The organism is Schaalia sp. ORNL0103 (assembly GCF_019429565.1).
GTDB lineage: Bacteria > Actinomycetota > Actinomycetes > Actinomycetales > Actinomycetaceae > Pauljensenia.
On record NZ_JAHXSA010000001.1, the window covers coordinates 518,555 to 539,791 of the forward strand.

The following is a 21,237-nucleotide window of genomic DNA, read 5'->3' on the forward strand; positions in this document are numbered from 1 at the left end:
TGGCCACTGTGCGCGACTTCCCGCGCCTGAACTGGCACAAACAGCTGTGACAATGGGACGATAAGGAGGTTAACGACTTCACGGAGGTTCACGTGCCCATCCCCACGCCCGAGCAGCAGGCGCAGATTCGCCCGGCCCATACCCCGCAGGGGCAGATCCGTAACTTCTGCATCATCGCCCATATTGATCATGGGAAGTCGACGCTCGCGGACCGCATGCTCCAGCTGACCGGCGTCGTCGAGGCGCGCGAGATGCGTGACCAGTACCTCGATCGTATGGATATCGAGCGCGAGCGCGGAATCACGATCAAGAGTCAGGCGGTGCGCATGCCGTGGGCGCACGAGGGCACCCCCTACGCGCTCAACATGATCGACACGCCCGGTCACGTGGACTTCACGTACGAGGTCTCCCGCTCCCTGGCGGCGTGCGAGGGTGCGGTCCTCCTTATCGACGCTGCGCAGGGCATCGAGGCCCAGACGCTCGCGAACCTGTACCTGGCCCTCGAGAATGACCTCGCGATCATCCCGGTCCTCAACAAGATCGACCTGCCGGGCGCCCAGCCCGAGAAGTATGCGCACGAGGTCGCTCAGCTGATCGGCTGCGACGAGAGCGAGGTCCTGAAGGTCTCCGGCAAGACCGGCGAGGGCGTCGAGGACCTCCTCGACCGCATCGTCGAGGTCGTCCCCGCTCCCGAGGGAGCCCCCGACGCCCCGACGCGCGCGATGATTTTCGACTCCGTGTACGACACGTACCGCGGCGTCGTCACCTACGTGCGTGTCGTCGACGGCGTTCTGTCGACCCGTCAGCGCGTGCGCATGATGTCGACGGGCGCCACCCACGAGCTCCTGGAGCTGGGCGTCATCTCGCCCGAGCCGAAGCCTGAAGAGGGCATCGGTGCTGGCGAGGTCGGCTACCTGATCACGGGCGTGAAGGACGTGCGTCAGTCCCGTGTCGGCGACACCGTCACCAGCCAGGTGCGCGGCGCGACCGAGGCTCTCGAGGGCTACCGCGACCCGAACCCGATGGTCTTCTCGGGCATCTACCCGGTCGATGGCTCCGACTTCCCGGACCTGCGCGACGCCCTCGAGCGCCTTCAGCTCAACGACGCCGCGCTGACCTTCGAGCCCGAGTCCTCCGCGGCCCTCGGCTTCGGCTTCCGCTGCGGCTTCCTCGGACTGCTCCACCTGGAGATCATCCGCGAGCGTCTGGAGCGCGAGTTTAACCTCGATCTCATCGCGACCGCTCCGAACGTCGTCTACCGCGTTGTGACGGAGGACGGCACCGAGGTGCGCGTCGACAACCCGAGCGAGTTCCCCGAAGGAAAGATTTCCGAGGTGCGCGAGCCCGTCGTCAACGCGACGATCCTGACGCCCACCGAGTTCACGGGCACCATCATGGAGCTGTGCCAGGAACGCCGCGGCTCGATGCAGGGTATGGACTACCTGAGCGAGGACCGCGTGGAGCTGCACTACCAGCTGCCCCTGGCCGAGATCGTTTTCGACTTCTTCGATCAGCTCAAGTCCCGCACGCGCGGCTACGCCTCGTTGGACTACCAGGAGAGCGGCGAGCAGAGCGCCGACCTCGTCAAGGTTGACATCCTGCTCAACGGCGACCGTGTCGACGCGTTCAGCGCGATCGTTCATCGCGATGGCGCCTACAACTACGGCCAGCGCATGACGAAGCGCTTGAAGGAACTCATTCCCCGTCAGCAGTTCGAGATCCCGGTCCAGGCCGCTGTCGGTGCGCGCGTCATCGCTCGCGAGACGATTAAGGCCCTGCGCAAGGACATGCTTGCCAAGTGCTACGGCGGCGACATCAGCCGTAAGCGCAAGCTGCTCGAGAAGCAGAAGGAAGGCAAGAAGCGCATGAAGTCCATCGGCCGCGTCGACGTGCCGCAGGAAGCCTTTATCGCGGCTCTGACCTCCGACGTTCCGACAGGCAAGAAGTGAGTGGGGATCAGATGAACGAGGCCGTGGAGGGCCGCGCTCCCGTCTGCCAGCGTGCGGATCGCCGTCCGGGCGAGGCTCCCGAGGGCACGGTCTTCATGAGCCGCACGAAGTCTTTCACGCGGCGTACGCGCGAGCTGCCCGCGAACCTCGTGCGCACGTGGGAGGCCCACGCGCATCGCTACGTGGTGGAGCCGCGTCGCGGCGTCGGCTACACGACGGTCGCGGAGGATTTCACGCTCGATCTGGCCGAGCTCTTTGGGCGCAGCGCGCCCGTGACGCTCGAGATCGGCTCGGGCACGGGCGAACAGATTGTCGCCGCGGCTGCCGCTCATCCTGAGCGCAACTTCCTGGCCCTCGAGGTTTGGGTTCCGGGTATTGCCAAGCTTGTCTCCAAGGCGGTCGAGGCCGGCGTGGACAACATTCGCGTCATCGAGGCCGACGCCGCCCAGGCACTGCCGATCATGCTGGACGACGCGTGCCTGGACGAGGTCTGGACGTTCTTCCCTGACCCGTGGCGTAAGGCTCGGCATCGCAAGCGTCGACTCGTCTCCGATTCCTTCGCGCGTGAGGTCGCGCGCCTGCTGCGCGACGGGGGAGTGTGGCGCCTGGCCACCGACTGGGACGACTACGCGTGGCAGATGCGCGACGTTATCGAAGCCTGCGAACTCTTCGAGAACCCGCACGCGGGAGAGCGTCCGGATCCGGAGGATCCGCAGCCGGAGCGCGGCGGATTCGCCCCCCGTTTTGAGGGTCGCGTCGTCACGCACTTTGAGACCCGAGGCATCGATGCGGGCCGCCATGCCCACGACATCGTCGGTATTCGCCGTCCGCGTGGCTGAGGCTGGCATGACGTCCGGCGCCGCCTGTTCGCTGGCGGGAGGGTGCTCGTGAGCCCCGCGCAGCCAGAGGGCCAGCGCTGGGCAGACGACGGCGCTCTGGACCCCGGCCTCGTCGAGGTCGAGGCCCAGCGTCCGCTCTCTCTGTACGTGCACGTGCCGTTTTGTCGCGTGCGCTGTGGGTACTGCGACTTCAACACGTACACGGTGGGCTTCGGGCCGGGCGCCCAGGTGGGAGACTACGCGCCGTCGGTCCTGGCCGAAGCCTCGCTGGCAGCCCGCGTCATGGCTGAGTCCGGGTTACCCGAGCGCGAGGCGCGGACCGTCTTTTTTGGTGGGGGCACTCCGACGATGCTCGACACCGCCGAGCTCGCCGAGATCCTAACGGGCCTGCATGAGCGCATCGGCATCGCGCCCGGCGCAGAGGTGACCCTCGAGGCCAATCCGGACACGGTGACATGCGAGGGGCTGGTGCAGCTGGCCGACGCGGGTTTTACGCGTGTCTCTTTCGGCATGCAGTCTGCGGTCCCCGCGATCCTCAAAACTCTCGACCGCACCCACACGCCCGAGCGGGTGCCCGTCGTCGTCCAGTGGGCGAAGGAAGCGGGCCTGTCGACGTCCGTCGACCTCATCTATGGCACACCAGGGGAGAGCCTCGCCGACTGGGAGACGTCTCTGCGCGCCGCCCTGTCCTACGAGACCGACCACATCAGCGCGTACGCCCTCGTCGTCGAGGAGGGAACCAAGATGGGCGCGCAGGTCGCCAGGGGAGAACTCCCGACCCCCGATCCGGACGACGAGGCCGCCAAGTACGAGCTGGCCGATGCCCTCCTCAGCGAGGCCGGTTACGCCTGGTACGAGATCTCGAATTTTGCCCGCGCGACCGACGATGACCTGGCCTCGGGTCGCCCGTCCACGTTCTACGCGCACGCGTCGGCGCATAACCTCGCCTACTGGCGCGATTGGGACTGGTGGGGCCTGGGCCCCGGGGCGCATTCCCACGTGGGGCGTATGCGCTGGTGGAACGTCAAGAATCCCGCCGCGTACGCCGCAAGGCTGCGCGATGGGCGTTCCCCTGCCTACGCGGGGGAGATCTTGGACGAGGACACGCGCGAGCTCGAACGCGTCATGTTGGGCGTGCGCACGTCCGAGGGGATCGAGTTGGCCGGCCTGCCGGGGACTCGGCAGGCGGACGAGGCCGGGGCAGCTCTGGGGGCTGGTTCGGTTTCGGGTGGGCGCGTCGCCGCGCTCATTGCGGACGGCCTCGTCGATGGCGCCGCCGCCCTCAGGGGACGAGCGATTCTCACGCTGCGCGGACGGCTGCTTGCCGACTATGTGACCCGCGAATTGATGGGGTATTGAGTCCTTTTTTGTGGCAGCACTCCGTAATCTGCATGCGGTGGTAAATGGCCGGTGACACCCAATAATCCGCAGAGTCGCTTGTAGAAGCTAAAATACAAGTGAAATGTTGGAATCTTTTGTGAGGCATTCATAACCTATGGGGTACTGGGAATGTGACAAGCTTGGATTACGTGGCAATACTGTTGACATCATGGTTGAAATATGTTTGCCTAGGTATGTCATGTGAAGCCGTGCTATCTGCTGGCCGTCTCCTTGAGAGGGCTTGTGGAGGGGCAGATACAAGGAAAAGTGTGGTATTGTGACTCTGCGATACGCTGTCATTGCTGACATCGTGGGCTCTCGTACGTTGACCAATCGTGCAGACGCTCAGAGAATCTTTGAAGCAGCCTTGGAGCGGGCCAGTGAGGGGCTGGCTCTCCTGCAGGCTCCGTACCCGACGGTGGGTGACGAGTTCCAGGCGGTTGCCTATACGCTCGAGGATGCTCTCCTCCTGACGCTGCGTGCGCAGCTTCTCCTTCCCCCGCAGCTTCAGCTGCGCTTCGGTATTGGTGCCGGTCGGATTGAGGAGTTTGCGTCGGGCGTGCATCGCCAGGCTCCGGCCCGCGGTCGTGGCGCAGAGTCGGCAGCTCTTCAGGATGGATCCGCGTGGTGGGCGGCCCGAGCCGCGATCAATCGCGCGCACGATGTGCAGGATTCCTCCAACCCGTTCATTCGCACGTGGTTTATGGCGCATGCGTCTGTCGAATCCGAGTTCTCCTCGCACTGCCAAACCTGCATCAACGCCATGCTGAGCCTGCGCGATCATTCGATTCTCAAGCTGTCGGCGCGTCATCGTCGCATCACAGCCTCGCTGCTGCTGGGTAAGACGCAGGTGGAGATCGCTCGCGTCGAGAAGCTGTCGCAGCAGGCCATTTCGGACTTCGCCCGGGGCACGGGGGCGGGGCTCATTCAGTCTTCACTCATCATCGCGGAGGCCGCTCGTGCATGAAGTTCTTCTCCTGGGCATTGCCGCCTCGGAGCTGACCGTACTTCTCACCTCTGACCCGCGCCGCTGGTCGCGACGCCTGTCGCTCTTTCTGACGCTGCTCCTCGCAGTGATCTGCTACTCCTGGTTCATCCTGGGAGTGAGTGCCGTTGCGAACGCGATCGGCGCGACTCTCGCGGTCGTGTGGTTCGCGTGGGACCTTGTCGATCCGTCGGCGCGCGGCGTTCTCGCTCGCTGGGCCTTAGCGTCCGTTGGTTTTGTTGCACTGCTGAGCCTGAATCCGTTGAACTTCCCCCTGCTGTCGCTGCGCTCAGGGCGCCCCATCGACCTGATCATCGCGGTTCTCTTCCTGGTGACGGGTCCTGTGAATCACCTGATTACGGCGATTCTGCAGTGCGCGCGCGGCCGTGCCTCCGATCCTGTGCCCGGGTGGATCAACGCTCCCGTTCTTCCGGCGATGCCTGTGGTGGACGCGGAAGGTGGTGAAGATGATGCGGAGGAGTCCGCGGAACCCGAAGTCATCTCCGGTGCGCTGCCCGTCTTGGGCGCGCAGGCGGAGGAAGAGGACGTGACGGCTCTGCGTGGCGGGCGCTGGATCGGGCCGCTCGAGCGTCTGCTCATCATTGTTCTGGCCGGTGCTGGCGCAGAGGTTGCGATCGCGGCAGTCGTTGCCGCCAAGGGAGTCATTCGATTCCCCGAGATCTCGCAGGATTCGACGGGTGAGAAGGCCGAAGAGTTCCTGATTGGCTCGGTCTCCTCGTGGATCCTGGCCGCTCTCGTGTCGATGCTCATTCGTGTCGTGAGCCTGCACTGATTCTCGTGCCGCTAGAGTATGCCGGGTGAATAGCTCAGACCCCTACGGCCGCAACATTTTCGCCCACGACCCGCATCGCGACGGGCCGGGAGCGCGGCGTCCGCGTTCGCAGGCCGTCCACGTCGAGATTGGCATGGTTCTCGAAGATGTGGCCTCGGGCTGGGTTGGCGCAGTGACGCGCGTGGAGAAGTCTGGCGGTATTCACCTTGTCGAACTCGAAGATCGTCGAGGAGTGCGTCGCTCCTTCCCCCTCGGCCCCGGCTTCTGGCTCGAGGGGCGCCCCATTGAGGCGCTGCCTCCGCGCCCGGCTCCTGCCCAGGCCTCGCCGGGGACTCAGGTGAGCGCATCGGGGCGGCGCATCACGAACTCCGGGTCTTTCGCTCCCGCGTCGAGCGGGCCCAAGGTTGCCAAGCGCTCGCGTATCTGGGTCGAGGGTCGCCACGACGCCGAACTCGCCCAACATGTGTGGGGTGAGGACTTGGCCGAGGCCGGGATCGCCGTGCAGCTTCTCGAAGGCGTTGACAACCTTGAGGCGATCCTGGAGGTTTTCGGCCCGACGGACACCGCGCGCGCGGGCGTCCTCGTCGACCACATGGTCCCCGGGTCGAAGGAGTCTCGAATCGCCGAGGCCGTATCGGCTCGCTGGCCGGGCGCGGTCCTCGTCCTCGGCCACCCGTTCGTTGACATCTGGCAGGCGGTGAAGCCAGCCCGCGTCGGCCTCGAGCGCTGGCCCGACGTCCCGCGCGGTACCGACATCAAACATGGAACCCTCGAGGCCCTCGGCTGGCCGCACGCCGACCAGCGTGACATCGCCATGGGATGGAAGCGGATCCTGTCCACCGTGCGCACCTATCGCGACCTTGAGCCGGCGCTTCTCGGGAGGGTTGAGGAGCTCATCGACTTCGTGACCGTGCCCTGGGCGCAATGAGTCGCGTCGCCCAGTGTGAGGTTCGCGCTGGGCGCACACCCGGCTCGGCCCTCATGTCGCCCCCGATTGGCTGCGAGGAGTAGCATTGGCACTCAGGAAGTAGGAGTGCCAGAACGGGAGGAGATGGCATGACGCGCAACAGCGCACAGAACCGCAGGCTCGACGTCCTGCGCGCCATCGTCACCCAGTACGTGGCCACCCGCGAACCCGTCGGCTCTAAGGCCATCGCCGCCGGAGGCCTCGGCGTCTCATCCGCGACCATCCGCAACGACATGGCGGTGCTGGAGGAAGCCGGCCTCATCTATCAGCCCCACACCTCGGCGGGGCGTGTGCCGACCGACCGCGGCTACCGCGTGTTCGTCGATCGACTCGCCGAACTCAAGCCGATGAGTGGGCCGGAACGCCACGCCCTCGAGACCTTCCTGGCCGAGTCTGTCGATATCGACGACGTTGTGGAGCGCTCCGTTCGTCTCCTCGCCCAGGTGACGCATCAGGTGGCCCTCGTGCAGTATCCGGGGGCGCGCGTGCGCGTTCTTAAGCACCTTGAGGTCATCGCTCTGGCTCCCGGTCGGGTCCTTGTCGTCGTCATCACCACGGACGGTGAGGTCGGGGAGCGCAGCCTCACCCTCCACGCGCCCCTCGACGACGGGCAGCTGCGCGAGGTACGCGAACACCTGCGCCGCCACTGCGATGGTGCGACGTCTGCGACCGTGCAGGCCTGCGTCGACGAGGCCACGGCCTCGGCCCGGCCCGAGCTGGTGGGTACCGTTGCCGCGATCGGCGCGGCTCTCACGGACGTCCTGAGCGGTCAGAGCGAGTCGAAGATCGTTGTCGCGGGTGCCGCGAACCTGGCCCGTGGAGCCCTCGACTTTCACGACATCGCCCCCGTCCTCGACGCTCTCGAGGAGCAGGTTGTCCTCATGCGTCTCTTCGCCGAGGCCGACCCGGGCGCTGACGTGCACGTGAGTATCGGCGCCGAGAATCCCCATGACGGCCTGGCTGAAGCCGCCGTCGTCACGGGTACGTACCGTGCCGGCGCCGACGACTCCGTCGGATCCGCTCACCTGGGCATCGTCGGCCCCATGCGCATGGATTACGCGCGCACCATGAGCTCCGTGCGAGCAGTCGCCGCCTATCTGTCACGCTATCTCGCCTCCCAGCACGGCGACTAATGTCGCCCCACAGACGTTGATGAACATCCCCCACGAGAAGAAAGAACAGCCGTGAGAGACTACTACGAGGTTCTCGGTGTCGCCCGTGACGCCAGCCAGGACGAGATTAAGAAGGCCTACCGCAAGCTCGCGCGTAAGCTCCACCCCGACTACGCGGGAGCCGACTCCGAGGAAGCCTTCAAGGAGCTGTCCGTTGCCTATGAGACGCTTTCGGATGCCGAGAAGCGCCAGATGTACGACATCGGTGGTCCTGATGCTCTGCGCGGCGGTGGCGCGGGTGCGGGCGGCGGCTTCGGTGGATTCTCCGACATCTTCGAGGCCATGTTCAGCGGCGGCTTCGGTGCGTCCGCTGCCGGCCCGGCGTCCCGCGTGCGTCGCGGCAAGGACAAGCAGGTGACCGTCGATATCACCCTGGAGGACGCCGCCTTCGGTGCCGCCAAGGAGGTCTCCTTCGACACCCACGTCCTGTGCGACGCCTGCAACGGCTCGATGTGCCAGCCGGGCACCTCGCCCACGCAGTGCACCACCTGCCATGGCTCGGGCTTTGTCACCCAGATTCAGAACTCGCTCTTCGGTCGTATGCAGACGCAGGCTCCCTGCCCGTCGTGTCAGGGATACGGCAACACGATTGCGACCCCGTGCGCCGAGTGCTCGGGAGCGGGTCGCGTGCGCACGCGCCGCACCCTCAACATCAACATTCCGGCGGGCGCCTCAGAGGGCACCCAGATCCGCGTCAGCGGCGAGGCCGAGGTTGGCCCGGGTGGCGGCCCGAACGGCGACCTGTACCTGCTGATTCGCGAGAAGAAGCACCCCGTGTTCGATCGCCGAGGCGACGACCTGCACACGTGGATCACGATCCCGATGACCACGGCGGCGCTGGGCACCGAGTTCGAGCTGGAGACTCTCGACGGTAAGAAGACCGTGACGATCAACCCGGGCACCCAGCCCAACGACGACATCGTCCTGGAGGGCCTGGGCGTCGGCCACCTGCAGCGCTCGGGCCGCGGCTCGATGCACGTGCACGTGGACGTTCAGATTCCCAAGAAGCTCGACGACAAGTCGCGTGAGCTGCTCGAGGAGCTGGCGAAGGTGCGCGGCGAGGTCCGCGTGGAACCCCATCGTCAGCAGGCCTCGTTCTTTGACAAGCTCCGCGACACCTTCATGGGGTGATGCGCCGTGACGCTGCCCGTTTTCCTCGGCTCGGATCTGACCCCGGCCCTTGCATCGCTGTCTGTGGGGGACAGCGCGACGCTTGGAGGAGCTGAGGGGCGTCATGCAGCCTCCGTGCGTCGCATCGGCGCGGGGGAGTGGGTCGATGTCGTCGACGGCGCCGGAGCGCGCGCGACGTGCGAGGTGAGCGGGAGCGATAAGGCCTCGCTGTCCCTCGTCGTGCGTCAACTCGTGCAGGAGGATACTCCGAGTCCGGAGATCATCTTGGTCCAGGCGCTCGCGAAGGGCGGGCGCGACGAGGCCGCCGTCGAAATCTGCACGGAGATCGGCATCGACCGGGTGATCCCGTGGGCCTCCCAGCGCGCGATCGTCCAGTGGAAGGGCCCGAAGGCCGAGAAGGGGCGCGCGAAGTGGGAGGGCGTGGCCCGCGCGGCTGCCAAGCAGTCCCGACGCGCCTACGTCCCGGTTGTTGAGGACGTTAAGGATAGCCGCGAGCTTGCCTCCTGGGTCGCCTCCCTGATTGGCGAGGCCGGGGTGGCCTTCGTCTGCCACGAGGAGGCCACGGAGTCGCTCGGAGCCTCCCTCGCCAGCATCCAGGAGTCCAGTGAGGAGGGTGCCCTGCCCGCACGGATCGCGCTCATCGTGGGGCCCGAAGGCGGCATCGGAGCCGAGGAGACGGCGCAGCTGGTGGACGCCGGTGCCCGCACGATCGGGCTGGGAGACAATGTTTTGCGTTCCTCCACGGCAGGCGCGGTTGCTCTGACGCTGATCCGCGCCGCCGCGGGAAAGTACTAGGGTCCGTCAGCTCTCGAAGCCGGCGATCCGCGCTCGTAGTGTGTGGGTCTCGCCCGCGCCCAGGGCGACGACGTCCGTACCGGAGTTGAAGGCGTTGGGCGGGCAGCTCATCGGCTCGACGGCGACGCCCACGCGGTCGATGTAGTCAGCCGAGTAAACCTGCAGCCAGCGCGCATCCGAGGACAGTGACACTCCCACGCCTGAAGCCGGGTCGCGCAGCGTCACGGTCCAGGTACCCTCGGGCAGGCCTGCGAAGGCGTGGTCCAGCCGGGAGGTGCCGATGATGGCGGGGGAGCGGAAGTCCAACCCGAAGGATCCCACGTCGTGGGCGGCCACCGGGATCATCGATGCGTCGGCCTCGTAGATGATCGACGCGGGATTCTCCAGCTCCAGCTTGTCCGCCGGTATCCCGTCAACAGCCAGGTATGGGTGGAAGCCGACGCCGTAGGGGGCGGTGCCCTCTCCGATGTTCGTCGCCGACAGCTCAACGGTGAGACCAGCGTCCGCGTCCAGGCTGTAGCGGGTGGACACCGCCAGCGTCCATGGGTAGGAATAGCGCGCCGCGATGAGGGTGTGCAGGAGGACCGAAGTGGAGTCGGCCTCGGCGATCTCCCACTCCTGGAATGCCACGAAACCGTGGAGCGCGGTCCCGAAAGTGGGCTCGTCGACGGGCAGGTCGTAAGACGTGCCCTCCCACGAATAGGAGCCACCCGCGACGCGGTTCGGCCACGGCATGAGCACCTTGCCCAGGTATCCCGGGGGACACTCATTCACGGCGTGGGGCACCACGAGCTCATGTCCGCGGTAGCGCAGGCCAGCTAGACCGGCGCCGACGGTAACGATCCGCGCCTCGTAGTCCCCGGCCTGGAGAATGATCTCGCGCCCCGAGGCGCCACGATTCAACATTGATGCTCCTTTGCATTCACTGAACACGAATAACACTCATTCTAAACGGAGTTAAGTCGTCTGCGTCACTACGAGAAGCGTATCCTTATAGAGAATGGCTCTCGATTGAAAGGAACGCTCCGTCCCATGGCACACGAAATCACCGACGAATTCGTCGCCTCCCTGCACGCATCCTCAGACTCCGCCCGCGCGGTCGCACGCAACGCCGTCGCCCACGCCGGCGTCGAGCCGGTCGCCTTCGACCGCGGCAAGGTGGTCGCCACCCCCACGGTCGTGTCCCACAAGGTGGACGACTGGAAGGTGACGTCGCAGAAGAAGTCCGGCCGCTGCTGGCTCTTCTCCTCCCTCAACCTGCTGCGCTCCACCGCGCGCACCCACCTGGGCCTCAAGGACTTCGAGTTCTCGCAGAACTACGTGCTGTTCTGGGACAAGTTTGAGCGTGCCAACTTCTTCCTCACCGATGTCATCGCGACCGCGAAGACCGAGGACCTCGACGGCCGCCTCCTGCAGTTCCTGCTCGGCGATGTTCTCTCCGACGGTGGCCAGTGGGACATGGCGGTGTCCCTCTACCTCAAGCACGGCCTCGTCCCCAAGGTCGCGATGCCCGAGACCGAGTCCTCCGGCCACACCGCTCCGATGAACGGTCGCCTGAAGGTCGTCCTGCGCCGCACCGCCCTCGAGCTGCGCTCCCTCGTCGAGGCCGGCGCCTCCGAGGAGGAGATCCTCGAGGTCAAGGAGGCCGCTCTGGCCGACGTGTGGCGCATCCTCGTCATCTGCCTGGGTGAGCCCCCGACCTCCTTCGAGTGGGAGTGGCGCGACGACAACGGCGAGTTCCACCGCGACGGCGTCCTCACCCCGCGCGAGTTCTACGAGCGCTACGTGGACGTGGACCTCACGCAGTACGTGTGCCTCGTCGACGACCCGCGCGCAGAGCACCCCAAGGGCCACACCCTGACGGTCGACCATATGGGCAATGTCGTGGGCGGTCGCCCGATCCTCTACGTGAACGCCCCCGTCGAGCAGATCCGCGAGATCACGGCCTCCATCCTGGCTTCGGGCCGCGCCGTCTGGTTTGGCGCTGACTGCGGCCAGCAGTCCGACCGAGCCTCCGGCCTCTTCGTGGACGGCCTGTACGACTTCGACAACCTCTTCGGCGTGGACTTCTCCACCTCGAAGGAGCAGCGCGTCAACACGGGCGAGTCCGCGATGAACCACGCGATGCTCTTCACCGGCGTCGACATCGACGAGGAGGGCAACGCCCGCCGCTTCCGCGTGGAGAACTCTTGGGGCGAGGAGCCCGGCGAGAAGGGCTTCTTCACGATGGACGCCGCCTGGTTCGACGCCAACGTGTTTGAGGTGGCTGTGCACGTGGACGACCTGCCTGCCGAGCTGCGCGCGGTCATCACCGAGGAACCGCTGCACCTGCCGGCCTGGGACCCGATGGGCGCGCTGGCCTGAGACGGTCGGCCACTCAGTGAACGATGACCGCCTCGGCGGATCGTTCGCTATGTGACTTCCTTTCGCGCGGGGCGGGTGGAGTGGGACAATTGTTCCGCGACACCCGCCCCGTTATCTGTGGAGGACGCATGAGCACCGACGTGACCCGCGACTTCGCCTTCGACCTGACCAAGGCTGAGCTGCACCTGCACCTGGAAGGCACCCTTGAGCCCGATCTGAAGCTGGCCCTCGCTCGCAAGAACGGTGTCGATATCGGCCAGTCCACGGTCGAGGAGGTGCGTGCCACCTACCGGTTCAACGACCTTACGTCCTTCCTGGCGGTCTCCGCATCCACCACGGTCACCGCGTGGCGAGACGACAACACGCCGCGAACCCGACTATCAAACGCCATACAAAACCCCTCAAAAATAAACAGGCACAACGCCATACGAAGCTAAACAAAAAGCAACAAAGCGGTCGGATAGTGCCGCACGCAAGCGGGCGCACACGAGCGGCCAGGAAAGAACCAGAAGGAACAATAAGAGCATGGGCGACAACAAAGCAAAGAAAACAAAATACGGTCAGCGCCAAAAAGACGGCGCATGGACCCCGTGCAGCGCATCATTCTTCGGCGCTCGCGGCTGCAACCACGTCGGCGACCATCGGAAACTCACCGAAGAAGAAGCGCGCGCACTCAACAGCGTCATCTTCGAGCAAGGGTTCACGCTCCCCACCGACGACCACGACATCCGCATGTACCGCGAAGATATAGTCAACCGAGACTACCCGCTCGCAGACCCCGTGATGCGCGCCTACATCCTCACCATGCGTGAACAAACTGGCAACCCCGACTGGATGCCCCGAGGCGATGTCGGATCACCGAACTGGCTCCTCTACTACGCGTCCAGCAACCTCCCCCCCAACGCCAGCCAAGAACAAGTGAACAGGCTCGTCGCCGACGCCATGAGGCGACACCTCCACGACTCACTCACATGGGGGTACGGTAGCGAACGTGACCCGGCAACGGGCGTAGAAACACACTACAACATGCCAAATGCTCCCGGTAGCCTCCTCGTGCGCACGCCGCCTCCGCGAGACGACCCGAACGCGCCAACCGTGTACACAACGGTCGTACAAAATGCGGCAGGCGTGAAATGGTGGGACGAGAAATCACCAGAGTTCATGCGTCATAAGCAGGAAGCCTACGACAGCAAGCAGTGGGTGGAAAAGTTCGTGTACGACGCGGAAACACCTTTTGTCACGCTCGGAGTGCAAGGCCCCGACCTGGACGATGCACGGCGCGTCGCAACCGACGGAAACGATGACATCACCCTCGAACACAACGACCTCGGTTTCGGGCCAAGCAGCTACGCGAACGTTCCAACCATCCCACAACACCGGCTCTGTGAAAGTATTGAGATCAGGCGCGGCAACGTGAACCTGTCCGGCAACTGGGGTGTCACCGTCGGCAGGGAAGGTCGCGTGTACGAGGCTGACCAGACCGGGTTTAACCGGTGTGACGGCGTAGTACACGTCGCCCGCAACAGCGGATTCAGGTCCCTGGGCAGCAAAGGGCACGTCGCGGTCGCGCTCGACTGTGATTTCGACAGCGTCAGGTGCGGCACCATTGAGCATTTGGACGGCGGCACCGTGCGCGACTACAACGGAAGCGCAATCCGGCACGCTACCAATAAAGCGAACGTGACCGCTAAAGGCGAGGCGCGCATTAACACGGTGGACGGCTGCTCGTGGGTGCGGGTATTCGACGACCCGAAAACCGGGCAGAAAGGCCGATTCACGGCCTTCACCGTCGAGATCGGCACGCAACTGTCCTACAACGGTGAAACAATCATCGTACAAGAGGACACGCCACTAGACGGCAGCTTCTACAGTATCGGCAAGATCGTCGCCGACACCGGCATGACCAGCATCACCCCAACCGAGAGCGCACCAGGCTACGAGTTCGGGCAGATCATCAACGGACGCAAACCCGTCCTCAAAGCAACCGAGACGCACGCGCGCGCCTACAGGGAACGCGACCAGCACCTACAGTGGCGGCAGGCTGCCCTCGGTTTCAACGGGTACGGAGGCGCGACCAAGAATGACGGCGAAGGCGAGTATGAGCGCGTCCACATGGACAACGACAGCCTCTACAGGGGATACGCGCGCTCAACAGACAAGTACGCTGGACGCACGCCAGGTCAGCCCCATAAGACGCCGGGCGTGAAGCCACCCGAACACATGCGCAAACCCGGCACCGACAGTGGTGAACTGTTCGCCGTGTGGGAGGGCCGCAAACGGTCACTCCCACCCGACTGGGAGAAAAGCAGCCTACGCGCAACCCTAGAGGCCACATCCGCGCCTCCCCCTCCGCCGCCCGCGACCGGGAGCAGCGTTCCACCACCACCGCCCCCACCCGCGCCTCCCGCCCCGCCGGTACCACCACCGCCCGCACAGTAATCTAGGTTCTAGTGGTGGTTGCAACGGATCTTGGTGAAGGAGTTCGTTGTGGCTGGTGTTGGTCGTGTTTTTCAGGGGGTTGAGTACCCCTCCCGACGTGAGGCGTGTCAGGCTCGGCATCGGGAGTATGTGCGGGCTCTTGCTGATGGTTTGAACTTCACGCAGGCAGCTCATGCTGTTGGGGTCTCGAAGCGGACGGGCAAGGTCTGGCGTAATGGCCGGACTCGCTCAAGTGGACGGTGTGAGCGAGCCAGTATCGCTCCTCAGGCCCATTGGTACCGTCTGTACATGAAATGCCAACCGCATCGGATCAGTCAACGGTTCTTGTCCCTCAAGGAACGCATGCTCATCTTCGGATGGCGCGTTGAAGGGCTCTCTATTCGTGACATCGCTCGACAGTTAGGGCGTTCGCCATCGACTGTGAGCCGGGAGCTGAAGCGCAATGGGATTACATCCACGTGCTACAACCCCTACATCGCTCACATGCGAGCAGGCAAGCGCCTCAAACGTCCTAAAGAGCGCAAATGCGCCAATCCTGGCTTGTGGGGCATCATCTGGGACAAGCTTCAGCGCAGATGGAGCCCAGAACAGATTTGCGCATACTTGCGCATGCGTTTCCCGCATAATCAGAGCATGAACCCGTGCGTGGAGACGATCTACCAGTCCATCTTCGTCCAAGCCAAAGGCACACTCCGCAAAGAGATCGCTTCCCTCATGCGCCAAGGACGCGCTCGCAGGCGCCCAGCCGCATACTCTCGCCAGGTACGGCCACGATTCAAAGACCCCATGGTGATGATCAGCGAACGGCCCGCCAGCGTGGAAGACCGGGCGCTCCCTGGCCACTGGGAAGGCGACTTAATCATCGGAGCCAAAGGACAATCCGCGGTCGGCACGCTCGTGGAACGCTCGACCCGGTACACGCTGCTGCTCTACTTGCCCAATGGACATACAGCTACTGAAGTCCAAGATGCCATTATCGATAAGCTCGCAGACATACCCCATTCCTTGCGCCTGTCACTGACCTGGGACCAGGGAAGCGAGCTGGCCCAACACCGCAAGATCGGTTCACAGCTGGGCCTTGATGTGTACTTCTGTGACCCACACTCGCCCTGGCAACGGGGCACCAATGAGAACACAAACGGGCTCCTGCGCCAATACATGCCCAAAGGAACCGATCTGTCACTCCTGACCGAAGCAGACCTGGACGCCATCGCCGACCAGCTCAACGACCGTCCACGCAAAACGCTAAACTGGGATACACCCAAGCAGCGACTTGAGCTGCTGCTCAGGGCATAACGCGTGTTGCAACCACCCCTAGAATCTGCCGTAACCGGCAACACAAAAGGGGGGGGGATACCACGCGGCCACCCACCCCAACCGGCAAGGCCGGAACACACAGCAAAAGCCCCGCAGACACACCCAACACCCCCATCAAGGGGGCTGGGTGAGCGTCTGCGGGGCTTTCGTCGCGGACACGCGCGCCAAAACGCGTCAGAAGTTATGGCAACGGTGAGCGCCACGTGTGAGACGTGACCGAACACGCGGAGACATCTAAGTCACGCCACCATGCGCGAGCACGCCAGACACGCGAGCGCATCCACCTAGTTCTCGAACCACGTGAACGGTCACCGCCTCGGCGGATCGTTCGCTATGTGACCTCCCTCGGCACGGGGCGGGTGGAGTGGGACAATTGTTCCGCGACACCCGCCCCGTTATCTGTGGAGGACACATGAGCACCGACGTGACCCGCGACTTCGCCTTCGGCCTGCCCAAGGCTGAGCTGCACCTGCACCTGGAAGGCACCCTCGAGCCCGACCTGAAGCTGGCCCTCGCCCGCAAGAATGGCGTCGATATTGGCCAGTCCACGATCGAGGAAGTCCAGGCGACCTACCAGTTCAACGACCTCACGTCCTTCCTGGCCGTCTACTACCCGGCCATGGACGTCCTCCAGGACGAGGATGACTTCCACGACCTGGCCGCCGCCTACTTTGAGCGCGCGCGAGCCAACGGTGTCGTGCGCGCCGAGTGCTTCTTCGACCCGCAGGCGCACACCTCGCGCGGCATCGCGATTGAGGCCGTCATCCGCGGCTATCACCGTGCCGTCGTCGAGGCCCGCGAGGCCGGCCTGTCCGCCGACCTCATCCTGTGCTTCCTACGCGATATGAGCGCGCAGTCCGCGCTCGAGACCCTCCAGGCGGCCCTGCCCTACAAGGACATGTTCATCGGCGTCGGCCTTGACTCCGACGAGCGCGACAACCCGCCCACGAAGTTCGCCGACGTGTTTGCCCTGGCCCGCGAGGCCGGCCTGCACGTGACGATGCACTGCGACATCGACCAGGTCGGCTCGATCGACAACATCCGCGCGGCCCTCACTGAGCTGGGCGCCGAGCGCCTCGACCACGGCACGAATATCGTCGAGGACCCCGAGCTGGTCGCCTACGCGCGCGACCACGGCATCGGCCTGACCTCTTGCCCCCTGTCCAATTCCTTCGTCACCGAGGAAATGAAGGGCAAGGAGATCGTCGAGCTGACCGCCGCGGGCGTCAAGGTCAGCATCAACTCCGACGATCCCGCCTACTTCGGCGGATACGTTGGGGACAACTACCTCGCGCTGGCGGAGCGTTTCGACCTCGGCCGCGCGGACCTGGAGCGCATCGCCCGCAACTCCATCGAGATCGCCTGGATCTCGGACGATGAGAAGGCCGAGCTGCTCGCTCGCGTGGACCGCTTCGCGAACGAGAACTGACCATCGACGAACGAGGCCGGGGCTCAGAGGCCGTCAACGCGCGGATCCGCCCCGGCCTCGTCGTGCGTGGGGCAGCGTTACTCTCCCGTCTGCGCAGGGTGGACACGCGCTGTCACAATTGGCCACCCCGTGAACGCACCCGGCGCGGTGGCTGCGAGACTGCAAAGATAGTAACCATGACGAACCACACGAAGCCGACGTTGTTGATTTCCAACGTCCTGCCGGCACGCCCGGGGGACGAGGCATACAACAACATCTGCATGCGCCTGTGGGATCGTCTCCTTGAGGCCGCGCTGCCGAACTGGAACGTCATCCGCGAGTACGCGCAGGAAGACGGTGCCGAGGGCGCCGCCCTGCGCGCCCAGCACGCGGACGCCATCATCATCATGGGCGGCGAGGACGTCCACCCCAGCCTGTACGGCGCCTCCCAGGGCTACGAGGGCGAGGGACGCCACTGGTACCGCGCCGACCGCGGACAGATTGCCCTGGTCGACTACGCCGTGCGCACGGGCACCCCGCTCCTGGGGATTTGCCGCGGCATGCAGATCATCAACACGGCGCTCGGCGGCACGCTCGAGCAGCACATCGAGGGCGCCCATGGCACCCACACGAACAACCAGATCCTGTCCGACCACCGCTTCATCCGCCACAGCGTGCGCGTCGGCGAGGGAACGAACCTCGAGCGCGCACTCGCGCCCGTCCTCACCAACTCCGAGCTGATTATTTCGTCGGCGCACCACCAGCGCGTTGCGCGCCTCGCGCAGGGCCTCCAGGTCAGCGCGCAGGCCCCCGACGGCACGATCGAGGCCATCGAATCGATGGACGCCCCCGTCATCGGCGTGCAGTGGCATCCCGAGGACCCCGCCGCTGACATCTCCCAGCTGCACGCGCTCCTCGGCCACCTGGACGCGCGCCGCGCTCCCCGCCTCGAAAGGGCGTCGACTACCCTGGTCGCATGACCATCTCCCCGGGAACGAACTTCGACGACCCCCGATTCCGCCACGATGGACGCACGCCCGCCCAGCGCCTGGAAGCCGGCGACTACTACGTCGCGGACGATGAACTTTCGGCACTCACGAAGCGCGCTGTTCGCCTCCTGAGCCTCTACGAGCAGGCCCATCCCACCGACCCGGACATCGCCGCCTACCTGCTTGCCCAGGTTCTCGGGCAGGTGGGGGACGGCGTCGACATCCGGCCTCCGCTGCGTGTCGACTATGGGTACAACATCTCCATCGGCGACGGCTCCTGGGTCAACTACGGACTGACCGTGCTCGACGTCGCCCCGGTCGTCATCGGGGCGGATGTGCTCATCGGCCCCAACTGCTCGCTCTACACGGCGATCCACCCGAGCGAGCCCGGGCCTCGTCGGGCGAAATGGGAGTCCTCAGCCCCGATCACCATCGAGGATAACGTGTGGCTGGGCGGCTCCGTCGTCGTGTGCCCGGGCGTGACCATCGGTGAAAACTCGATCATCGGAGCAGGTGCCGTCGTCACGCGTGATATCCCCGCCAACTCCATCGCTGTCGGCAACCCCGCCCGCGTCATCAAAGACCTGGACCCGACCACGCCGCGCGCCATCGAAGCCGTGGGCGTTGGAGTCATCGCACACACGGGAGATCACGCATGAGTATCCTGCCGATCTGTATTACCGGCGAGCCTGTCCTGCACCGGGCTGCAGCTCCCGTCGAGTCCTTTGATTCGGAGCTGCACGACCTCGTCGCCGACATGATCGAGACGATGCATGCCGCACCCGGCGTCGGCCTCGCCGCACCTCAGGTGGGCGTCGGCTCCCAGGTGTTCGTGTGGAGGTACGGCGGTGCCGGCTCCTTTGACTCCCACTACCGCGGTGTCCTCCAGCTCGATGCGGGACCCGCGCGCGGCTTCAATACGGCCCTGAGTGGCGTCGTCGTCAACCCCACGCTCGACCTCGTGTGGGACACCGAGGGGGCGGGTGCCATCCTGCCCGCGCAACCCGACATGGTGCGCGAGTCCGAGGGCTGCCTGTCCGTCCCCGGCTACGGCTACCCCCTGCGCCGCGCGCTCGGTGCGGTCCTGCGCGGCTACGACGTGAACGGCAACGCCATCGAGGTTACTGCCCGAGGCTGGCTCGCGCGCATCTTCCAGCACGAATACGACCACCTGCAGGGCACCCTCTACGTTGACCGCCTTGCCGAGCCCTACGCAGCGCAGGCCCAGCAGGCCATCGCCGAGCGCGGGTGGGGAAGGCGCGGACACACGTGGACCCCGGGGGAGCGGGCCTAAGCCGCTTCCTCCCGGGGTCCCCGGTACGTTCGCGTCAGTGGACCTCGAAGCCCAGCGAACGGAAGTAGTTGCGGACCTCTTCGGTGGCCTCGGGCGTGGGCGCCTTCGTGTCCTCAAGGTGGTACTCCAGGCCCAGCGAGTGCCACTTGTCCTTGCCCAGCTGGTGGAAGGGGAGGACCTCAACGCGATCGATGACGTCCTTCCATCGGGAGACGATCTCGCCGACCTGGCGGACGTTTTCGGGGTCGTCGGTCAGGCCCGGAACCAGCACGAAGCGGATCCACATGCGGGTGGTGCCGCCGCGAGCCGCGATGCGGTCGCCGAACTCGATCGTGGGTGCCAGGGAACGGCCCGTCGCTTTCTTGTAGGTCTCCTCGTTGCCGCTCTTGACGTCCAGGAGCACCAGGTCGATGGCATCGAGCATCTCGTCGTCGCAGTTCGCGCCGAGGAAACCGGAGGTGTCGATGCAGGTGTGCACGCCCATCTCCTTGGCACCCATGAGGATGCGCTTGGCGAACTGGGGCTGCATGAGGACCTCGCCGCCGGACAGGGTGATACCGCCCTTCGTCGTGCGGAAAATACGACGGTAGCGGGCAATACGCGAGAGCAGCTCCGTGTCGGACACGGGAGCGCCGTCCTTCATGAGGAACGTGTCGGGGTTGTGACAGTACAGGCAGCGCAGCGGGCAGCCGTTGAGGAAAACCGTCATGCGCGTGCCGGGACCGTCAACGGCGGTGACGAGCTCCCAAGAGTGAATGGAACCCAGCGTGCCCTCACGCATGCGGCGCAGGCGCTCGGAGCGCTCCAGGTCCGTGATCTCCTCGAGGCCTTCGACGCCAGCGCCGACGGTACGTGATTGGGGAGCTTGGAAGTCCTGCTCGCGGAACGTGGGGAGAGCGAGGGGCTGCGTCATGTTTCCTTCTTCGCGGTTGAGTGGGATGCGTCCGTGATGGGAACGAGGCCGGGGATCATCAGCGCAGAGCGCCGACGAACGCAGGCATAGCAGTGGGGCGCCGAGCGTTGCCCGACGCCCCACTCCAATCAGCGATCAGGCCGAGTGGTGGAAGGTGCGGGACAGAACGTCCAGCTGCTGCTCACGGGTGAGCTTGACGAAGTTGACGGCGTAGCCGGAAACGCGAACGGTCAGGTTCGGGTACTTCTCGGGGTGCTCCATGGCGTCCTTCAGCGTGGACTCCTCGAGAACGTTGATGTTCGCGTGGTAGAGGCCATCCTTGTCGCCGCGCTCTTCGCGGGCGGCCTTCATGTCGGCGAGGCGCTCTTCGTAGGTCTTGGTTGCCATAACTTTTCTCCTTTTGTGAGACTCCGGAGTTACCGGATTGGGTGGGTCGCGGTGCGGCACACCCACGTTTGTGGGGTGGCGGGGATCAATACGGATGAGGCATCGATCCCCGCCG

Annotated in this window: 19 protein-coding genes and 1 pseudogene; 17 read left to right on the forward strand and 3 right to left on the reverse strand. The window is 65.2% G+C overall.

All coding sequences use genetic code 11. The features are described 5' to 3' along the window. Nucleotides 1-92 precede the first annotated feature (92 nt). From lepA to JJJ16_RS02340, 9 genes are all read left to right on the forward strand, one after another. Nucleotides 93-1,949, forward strand: coding sequence for a translation elongation factor 4 (gene lepA, locus JJJ16_RS02300; protein WP_219751234.1), 1,857 nt, complete (start codon nt 93-95; stop codon nt 1,947-1,949). A gap of 11 nt (nt 1,950-1,960) precedes the next feature. Next, entirely contained in the window at nt 1,961-2,788 is an 828-nt protein-coding gene (gene trmB / locus JJJ16_RS02305; protein ID WP_219751952.1) for a tRNA (guanosine(46)-N7)-methyltransferase TrmB, read from the forward strand. A 48-nt stretch (nt 2,789-2,836) separates the two neighbouring features. Then, nucleotides 2,837-4,147 carry a radical SAM family heme chaperone HemW gene (gene hemW / locus JJJ16_RS02310; RefSeq protein ID WP_219751235.1) on the forward strand — a complete coding sequence of 437 codons (1,311 nt, stop codon included), beginning with the start codon at nt 2,837-2,839 and terminating at the stop codon, nt 4,145-4,147. A 298-nt stretch (nt 4,148-4,445) separates the two neighbouring features. Next, complete coding sequence (locus JJJ16_RS02315) at nt 4,446-5,135, forward strand: SatD family protein (protein WP_048670961.1); 690 nt, start codon at nt 4,446-4,448, stop codon at nt 5,133-5,135. Next, on the forward strand, nt 5,128-5,946 hold the full coding sequence (locus tag JJJ16_RS02320; RefSeq protein ID WP_219751236.1) for a hypothetical protein: 819 nt from the start codon (nt 5,128-5,130) through the stop codon (nt 5,944-5,946). The genes JJJ16_RS02315 and JJJ16_RS02320 overlap by 8 nt, the downstream gene beginning before the upstream one ends. Nucleotides 5,947-6,079: 133 nt before the next feature. Beyond that, nucleotides 6,080-6,874 carry a DUF3097 family protein gene (locus tag JJJ16_RS02325; RefSeq protein ID WP_413243686.1) on the forward strand — a complete coding sequence of 265 codons (795 nt, stop codon included), beginning with the start codon at nt 6,080-6,082 and terminating at the stop codon, nt 6,872-6,874. A 128-nt stretch (nt 6,875-7,002) separates the two neighbouring features. Further along, nucleotides 7,003-8,046, forward strand: a complete 1,044-nt coding sequence (gene hrcA / locus JJJ16_RS02330) for a heat-inducible transcriptional repressor HrcA (protein WP_219751238.1) — start codon at nt 7,003-7,005, stop codon at nt 8,044-8,046. A gap of 51 nt (nt 8,047-8,097) precedes the next feature. Beyond that, a complete protein-coding gene (gene dnaJ, locus JJJ16_RS02335) occupies nt 8,098-9,216 on the forward strand; it encodes a molecular chaperone DnaJ (RefSeq protein WP_219751239.1) in 1,119 nt (372 codons plus the stop codon). A gap of 6 nt (nt 9,217-9,222) precedes the next feature. Continuing rightward, on the forward strand, nt 9,223-10,011 hold the full coding sequence (locus JJJ16_RS02340; RefSeq protein WP_219751240.1) for a 16S rRNA (uracil(1498)-N(3))-methyltransferase: 789 nt from the start codon (nt 9,223-9,225) through the stop codon (nt 10,009-10,011). 6 nt (nt 10,012-10,017) lie between these two features. Here the strand turns inward: JJJ16_RS02340 and JJJ16_RS02345 are convergent, their stop codons facing one another. Beyond that, nucleotides 10,018-10,917, reverse strand: coding sequence for an aldose-1-epimerase (locus JJJ16_RS02345; protein ID WP_219751241.1), 900 nt, complete (start codon nt 10,915-10,917; stop codon nt 10,018-10,020). 126 nt (nt 10,918-11,043) lie between these two features. On the opposite strand from JJJ16_RS02345, the gene JJJ16_RS02350 reads away from it, so the two are divergent. The 8 genes and pseudogenes from JJJ16_RS02350 (at nt 11,044) to JJJ16_RS02385 (ending at nt 19,822) form a co-directional block, all read left to right on the forward strand. Then, complete coding sequence (locus JJJ16_RS02350) at nt 11,044-12,375, forward strand: aminopeptidase C (RefSeq protein ID WP_219751242.1); 1,332 nt, start codon at nt 11,044-11,046, stop codon at nt 12,373-12,375. 128 nt (nt 12,376-12,503) lie between these two features. Then, a pseudogene (locus tag JJJ16_RS10250) lies at nt 12,504-12,698 on the forward strand (adenosine deaminase); the annotation flags it as partial. Nucleotides 12,699-12,900: 202 nt separating this feature from the next. Next, a complete protein-coding gene (locus tag JJJ16_RS02360) occupies nt 12,901-14,814 on the forward strand; it encodes a hypothetical protein (RefSeq protein ID WP_219751243.1) in 1,914 nt (637 codons plus the stop codon). A gap of 129 nt (nt 14,815-14,943) precedes the next feature. Next, entirely contained in the window at nt 14,944-16,110 is a 1,167-nt protein-coding gene (locus tag JJJ16_RS02365) for an IS30 family transposase (RefSeq protein WP_413243687.1), read from the forward strand. Nucleotides 16,111-16,543: 433 nt separating this feature from the next. Beyond that, a complete protein-coding gene (add, locus tag JJJ16_RS02370; RefSeq protein WP_219751245.1) occupies nt 16,544-17,560 on the forward strand; it encodes an adenosine deaminase in 1,017 nt (338 codons plus the stop codon). Nucleotides 17,561-17,736: 176 nt separating this feature from the next. Further along, nucleotides 17,737-18,519, forward strand: coding sequence for a gamma-glutamyl-gamma-aminobutyrate hydrolase family protein (locus tag JJJ16_RS02375; RefSeq protein ID WP_219751246.1), 783 nt, complete (start codon nt 17,737-17,739; stop codon nt 18,517-18,519). After that, nucleotides 18,516-19,187 (forward strand): sugar O-acetyltransferase, encoded by a 672-nt coding sequence (locus JJJ16_RS02380; protein WP_219751247.1) that lies wholly within the window; start codon nt 18,516-18,518, stop codon nt 19,185-19,187. The genes JJJ16_RS02375 and JJJ16_RS02380 overlap by 4 nt, the downstream gene beginning before the upstream one ends. Beyond that, nucleotides 19,184-19,822 carry a peptide deformylase gene (locus tag JJJ16_RS02385; protein WP_219751248.1) on the forward strand — a complete coding sequence of 213 codons (639 nt, stop codon included), beginning with the start codon at nt 19,184-19,186 and terminating at the stop codon, nt 19,820-19,822. Before JJJ16_RS02380 ends, JJJ16_RS02385 begins: the two co-directional genes overlap by 4 nt. 34 nt (nt 19,823-19,856) lie before the next feature. Here JJJ16_RS02385 and pflA read toward each other — a convergent pair whose 3' ends face one another. Then, entirely contained in the window at nt 19,857-20,735 is an 879-nt protein-coding gene (pflA, locus tag JJJ16_RS02390; protein ID WP_070835042.1) for a pyruvate formate-lyase-activating protein, read from the reverse strand. 135 nt (nt 20,736-20,870) lie between these two features. Next, complete coding sequence (gene grcA2, locus JJJ16_RS02395) at nt 20,871-21,122, reverse strand: autonomous glycyl radical cofactor GrcA2 (protein ID WP_009056454.1); 252 nt, start codon at nt 21,120-21,122, stop codon at nt 20,871-20,873. Nucleotides 21,123-21,237 lie beyond the last annotated feature (115 nt).

Coding starts and splice junctions, on each gene's coding strand:
- trmB (WP_219751952.1), top strand. CDS start 1,961: ATGAACGAGGCCGTGGAGGGCCGCGCTCCCGTCTGCCAGCGTGCGGAT.
- JJJ16_RS02325 (WP_413243686.1), top strand. CDS start 6,080: ATGGTTCTCGAAGATGTGGCCTCGGGCTGGGTTGGCGCAGTGACGCGC.
- hrcA (WP_219751238.1), top strand. CDS start 7,003: ATGACGCGCAACAGCGCACAGAACCGCAGGCTCGACGTCCTGCGCGCC.
- JJJ16_RS02345 (WP_219751241.1), bottom strand. CDS start 10,917: ATGTTGAATCGTGGCGCCTCGGGGCGCGAGATCATTCTCCAGGCCGGG.
- JJJ16_RS02350 (WP_219751242.1), top strand. CDS start 11,044: ATGGCACACGAAATCACCGACGAATTCGTCGCCTCCCTGCACGCATCC.
- JJJ16_RS02360 (WP_219751243.1), top strand. CDS start 12,901: ATGGGCGACAACAAAGCAAAGAAAACAAAATACGGTCAGCGCCAAAAA.
- add (WP_219751245.1), top strand. CDS start 16,544: ATGAGCACCGACGTGACCCGCGACTTCGCCTTCGGCCTGCCCAAGGCT.
- JJJ16_RS02375 (WP_219751246.1), top strand. CDS start 17,737: ATGACGAACCACACGAAGCCGACGTTGTTGATTTCCAACGTCCTGCCG.
- JJJ16_RS02380 (WP_219751247.1), top strand. CDS start 18,516: ATGACCATCTCCCCGGGAACGAACTTCGACGACCCCCGATTCCGCCAC.
- JJJ16_RS02385 (WP_219751248.1), top strand. CDS start 19,184: ATGAGTATCCTGCCGATCTGTATTACCGGCGAGCCTGTCCTGCACCGG.
- pflA (WP_070835042.1), bottom strand. CDS start 20,735: ATGACGCAGCCCCTCGCTCTCCCCACGTTCCGCGAGCAGGACTTCCAA.
- grcA2 (WP_009056454.1), bottom strand. CDS start 21,122: ATGGCAACCAAGACCTACGAAGAGCGCCTCGCCGACATGAAGGCCGCC.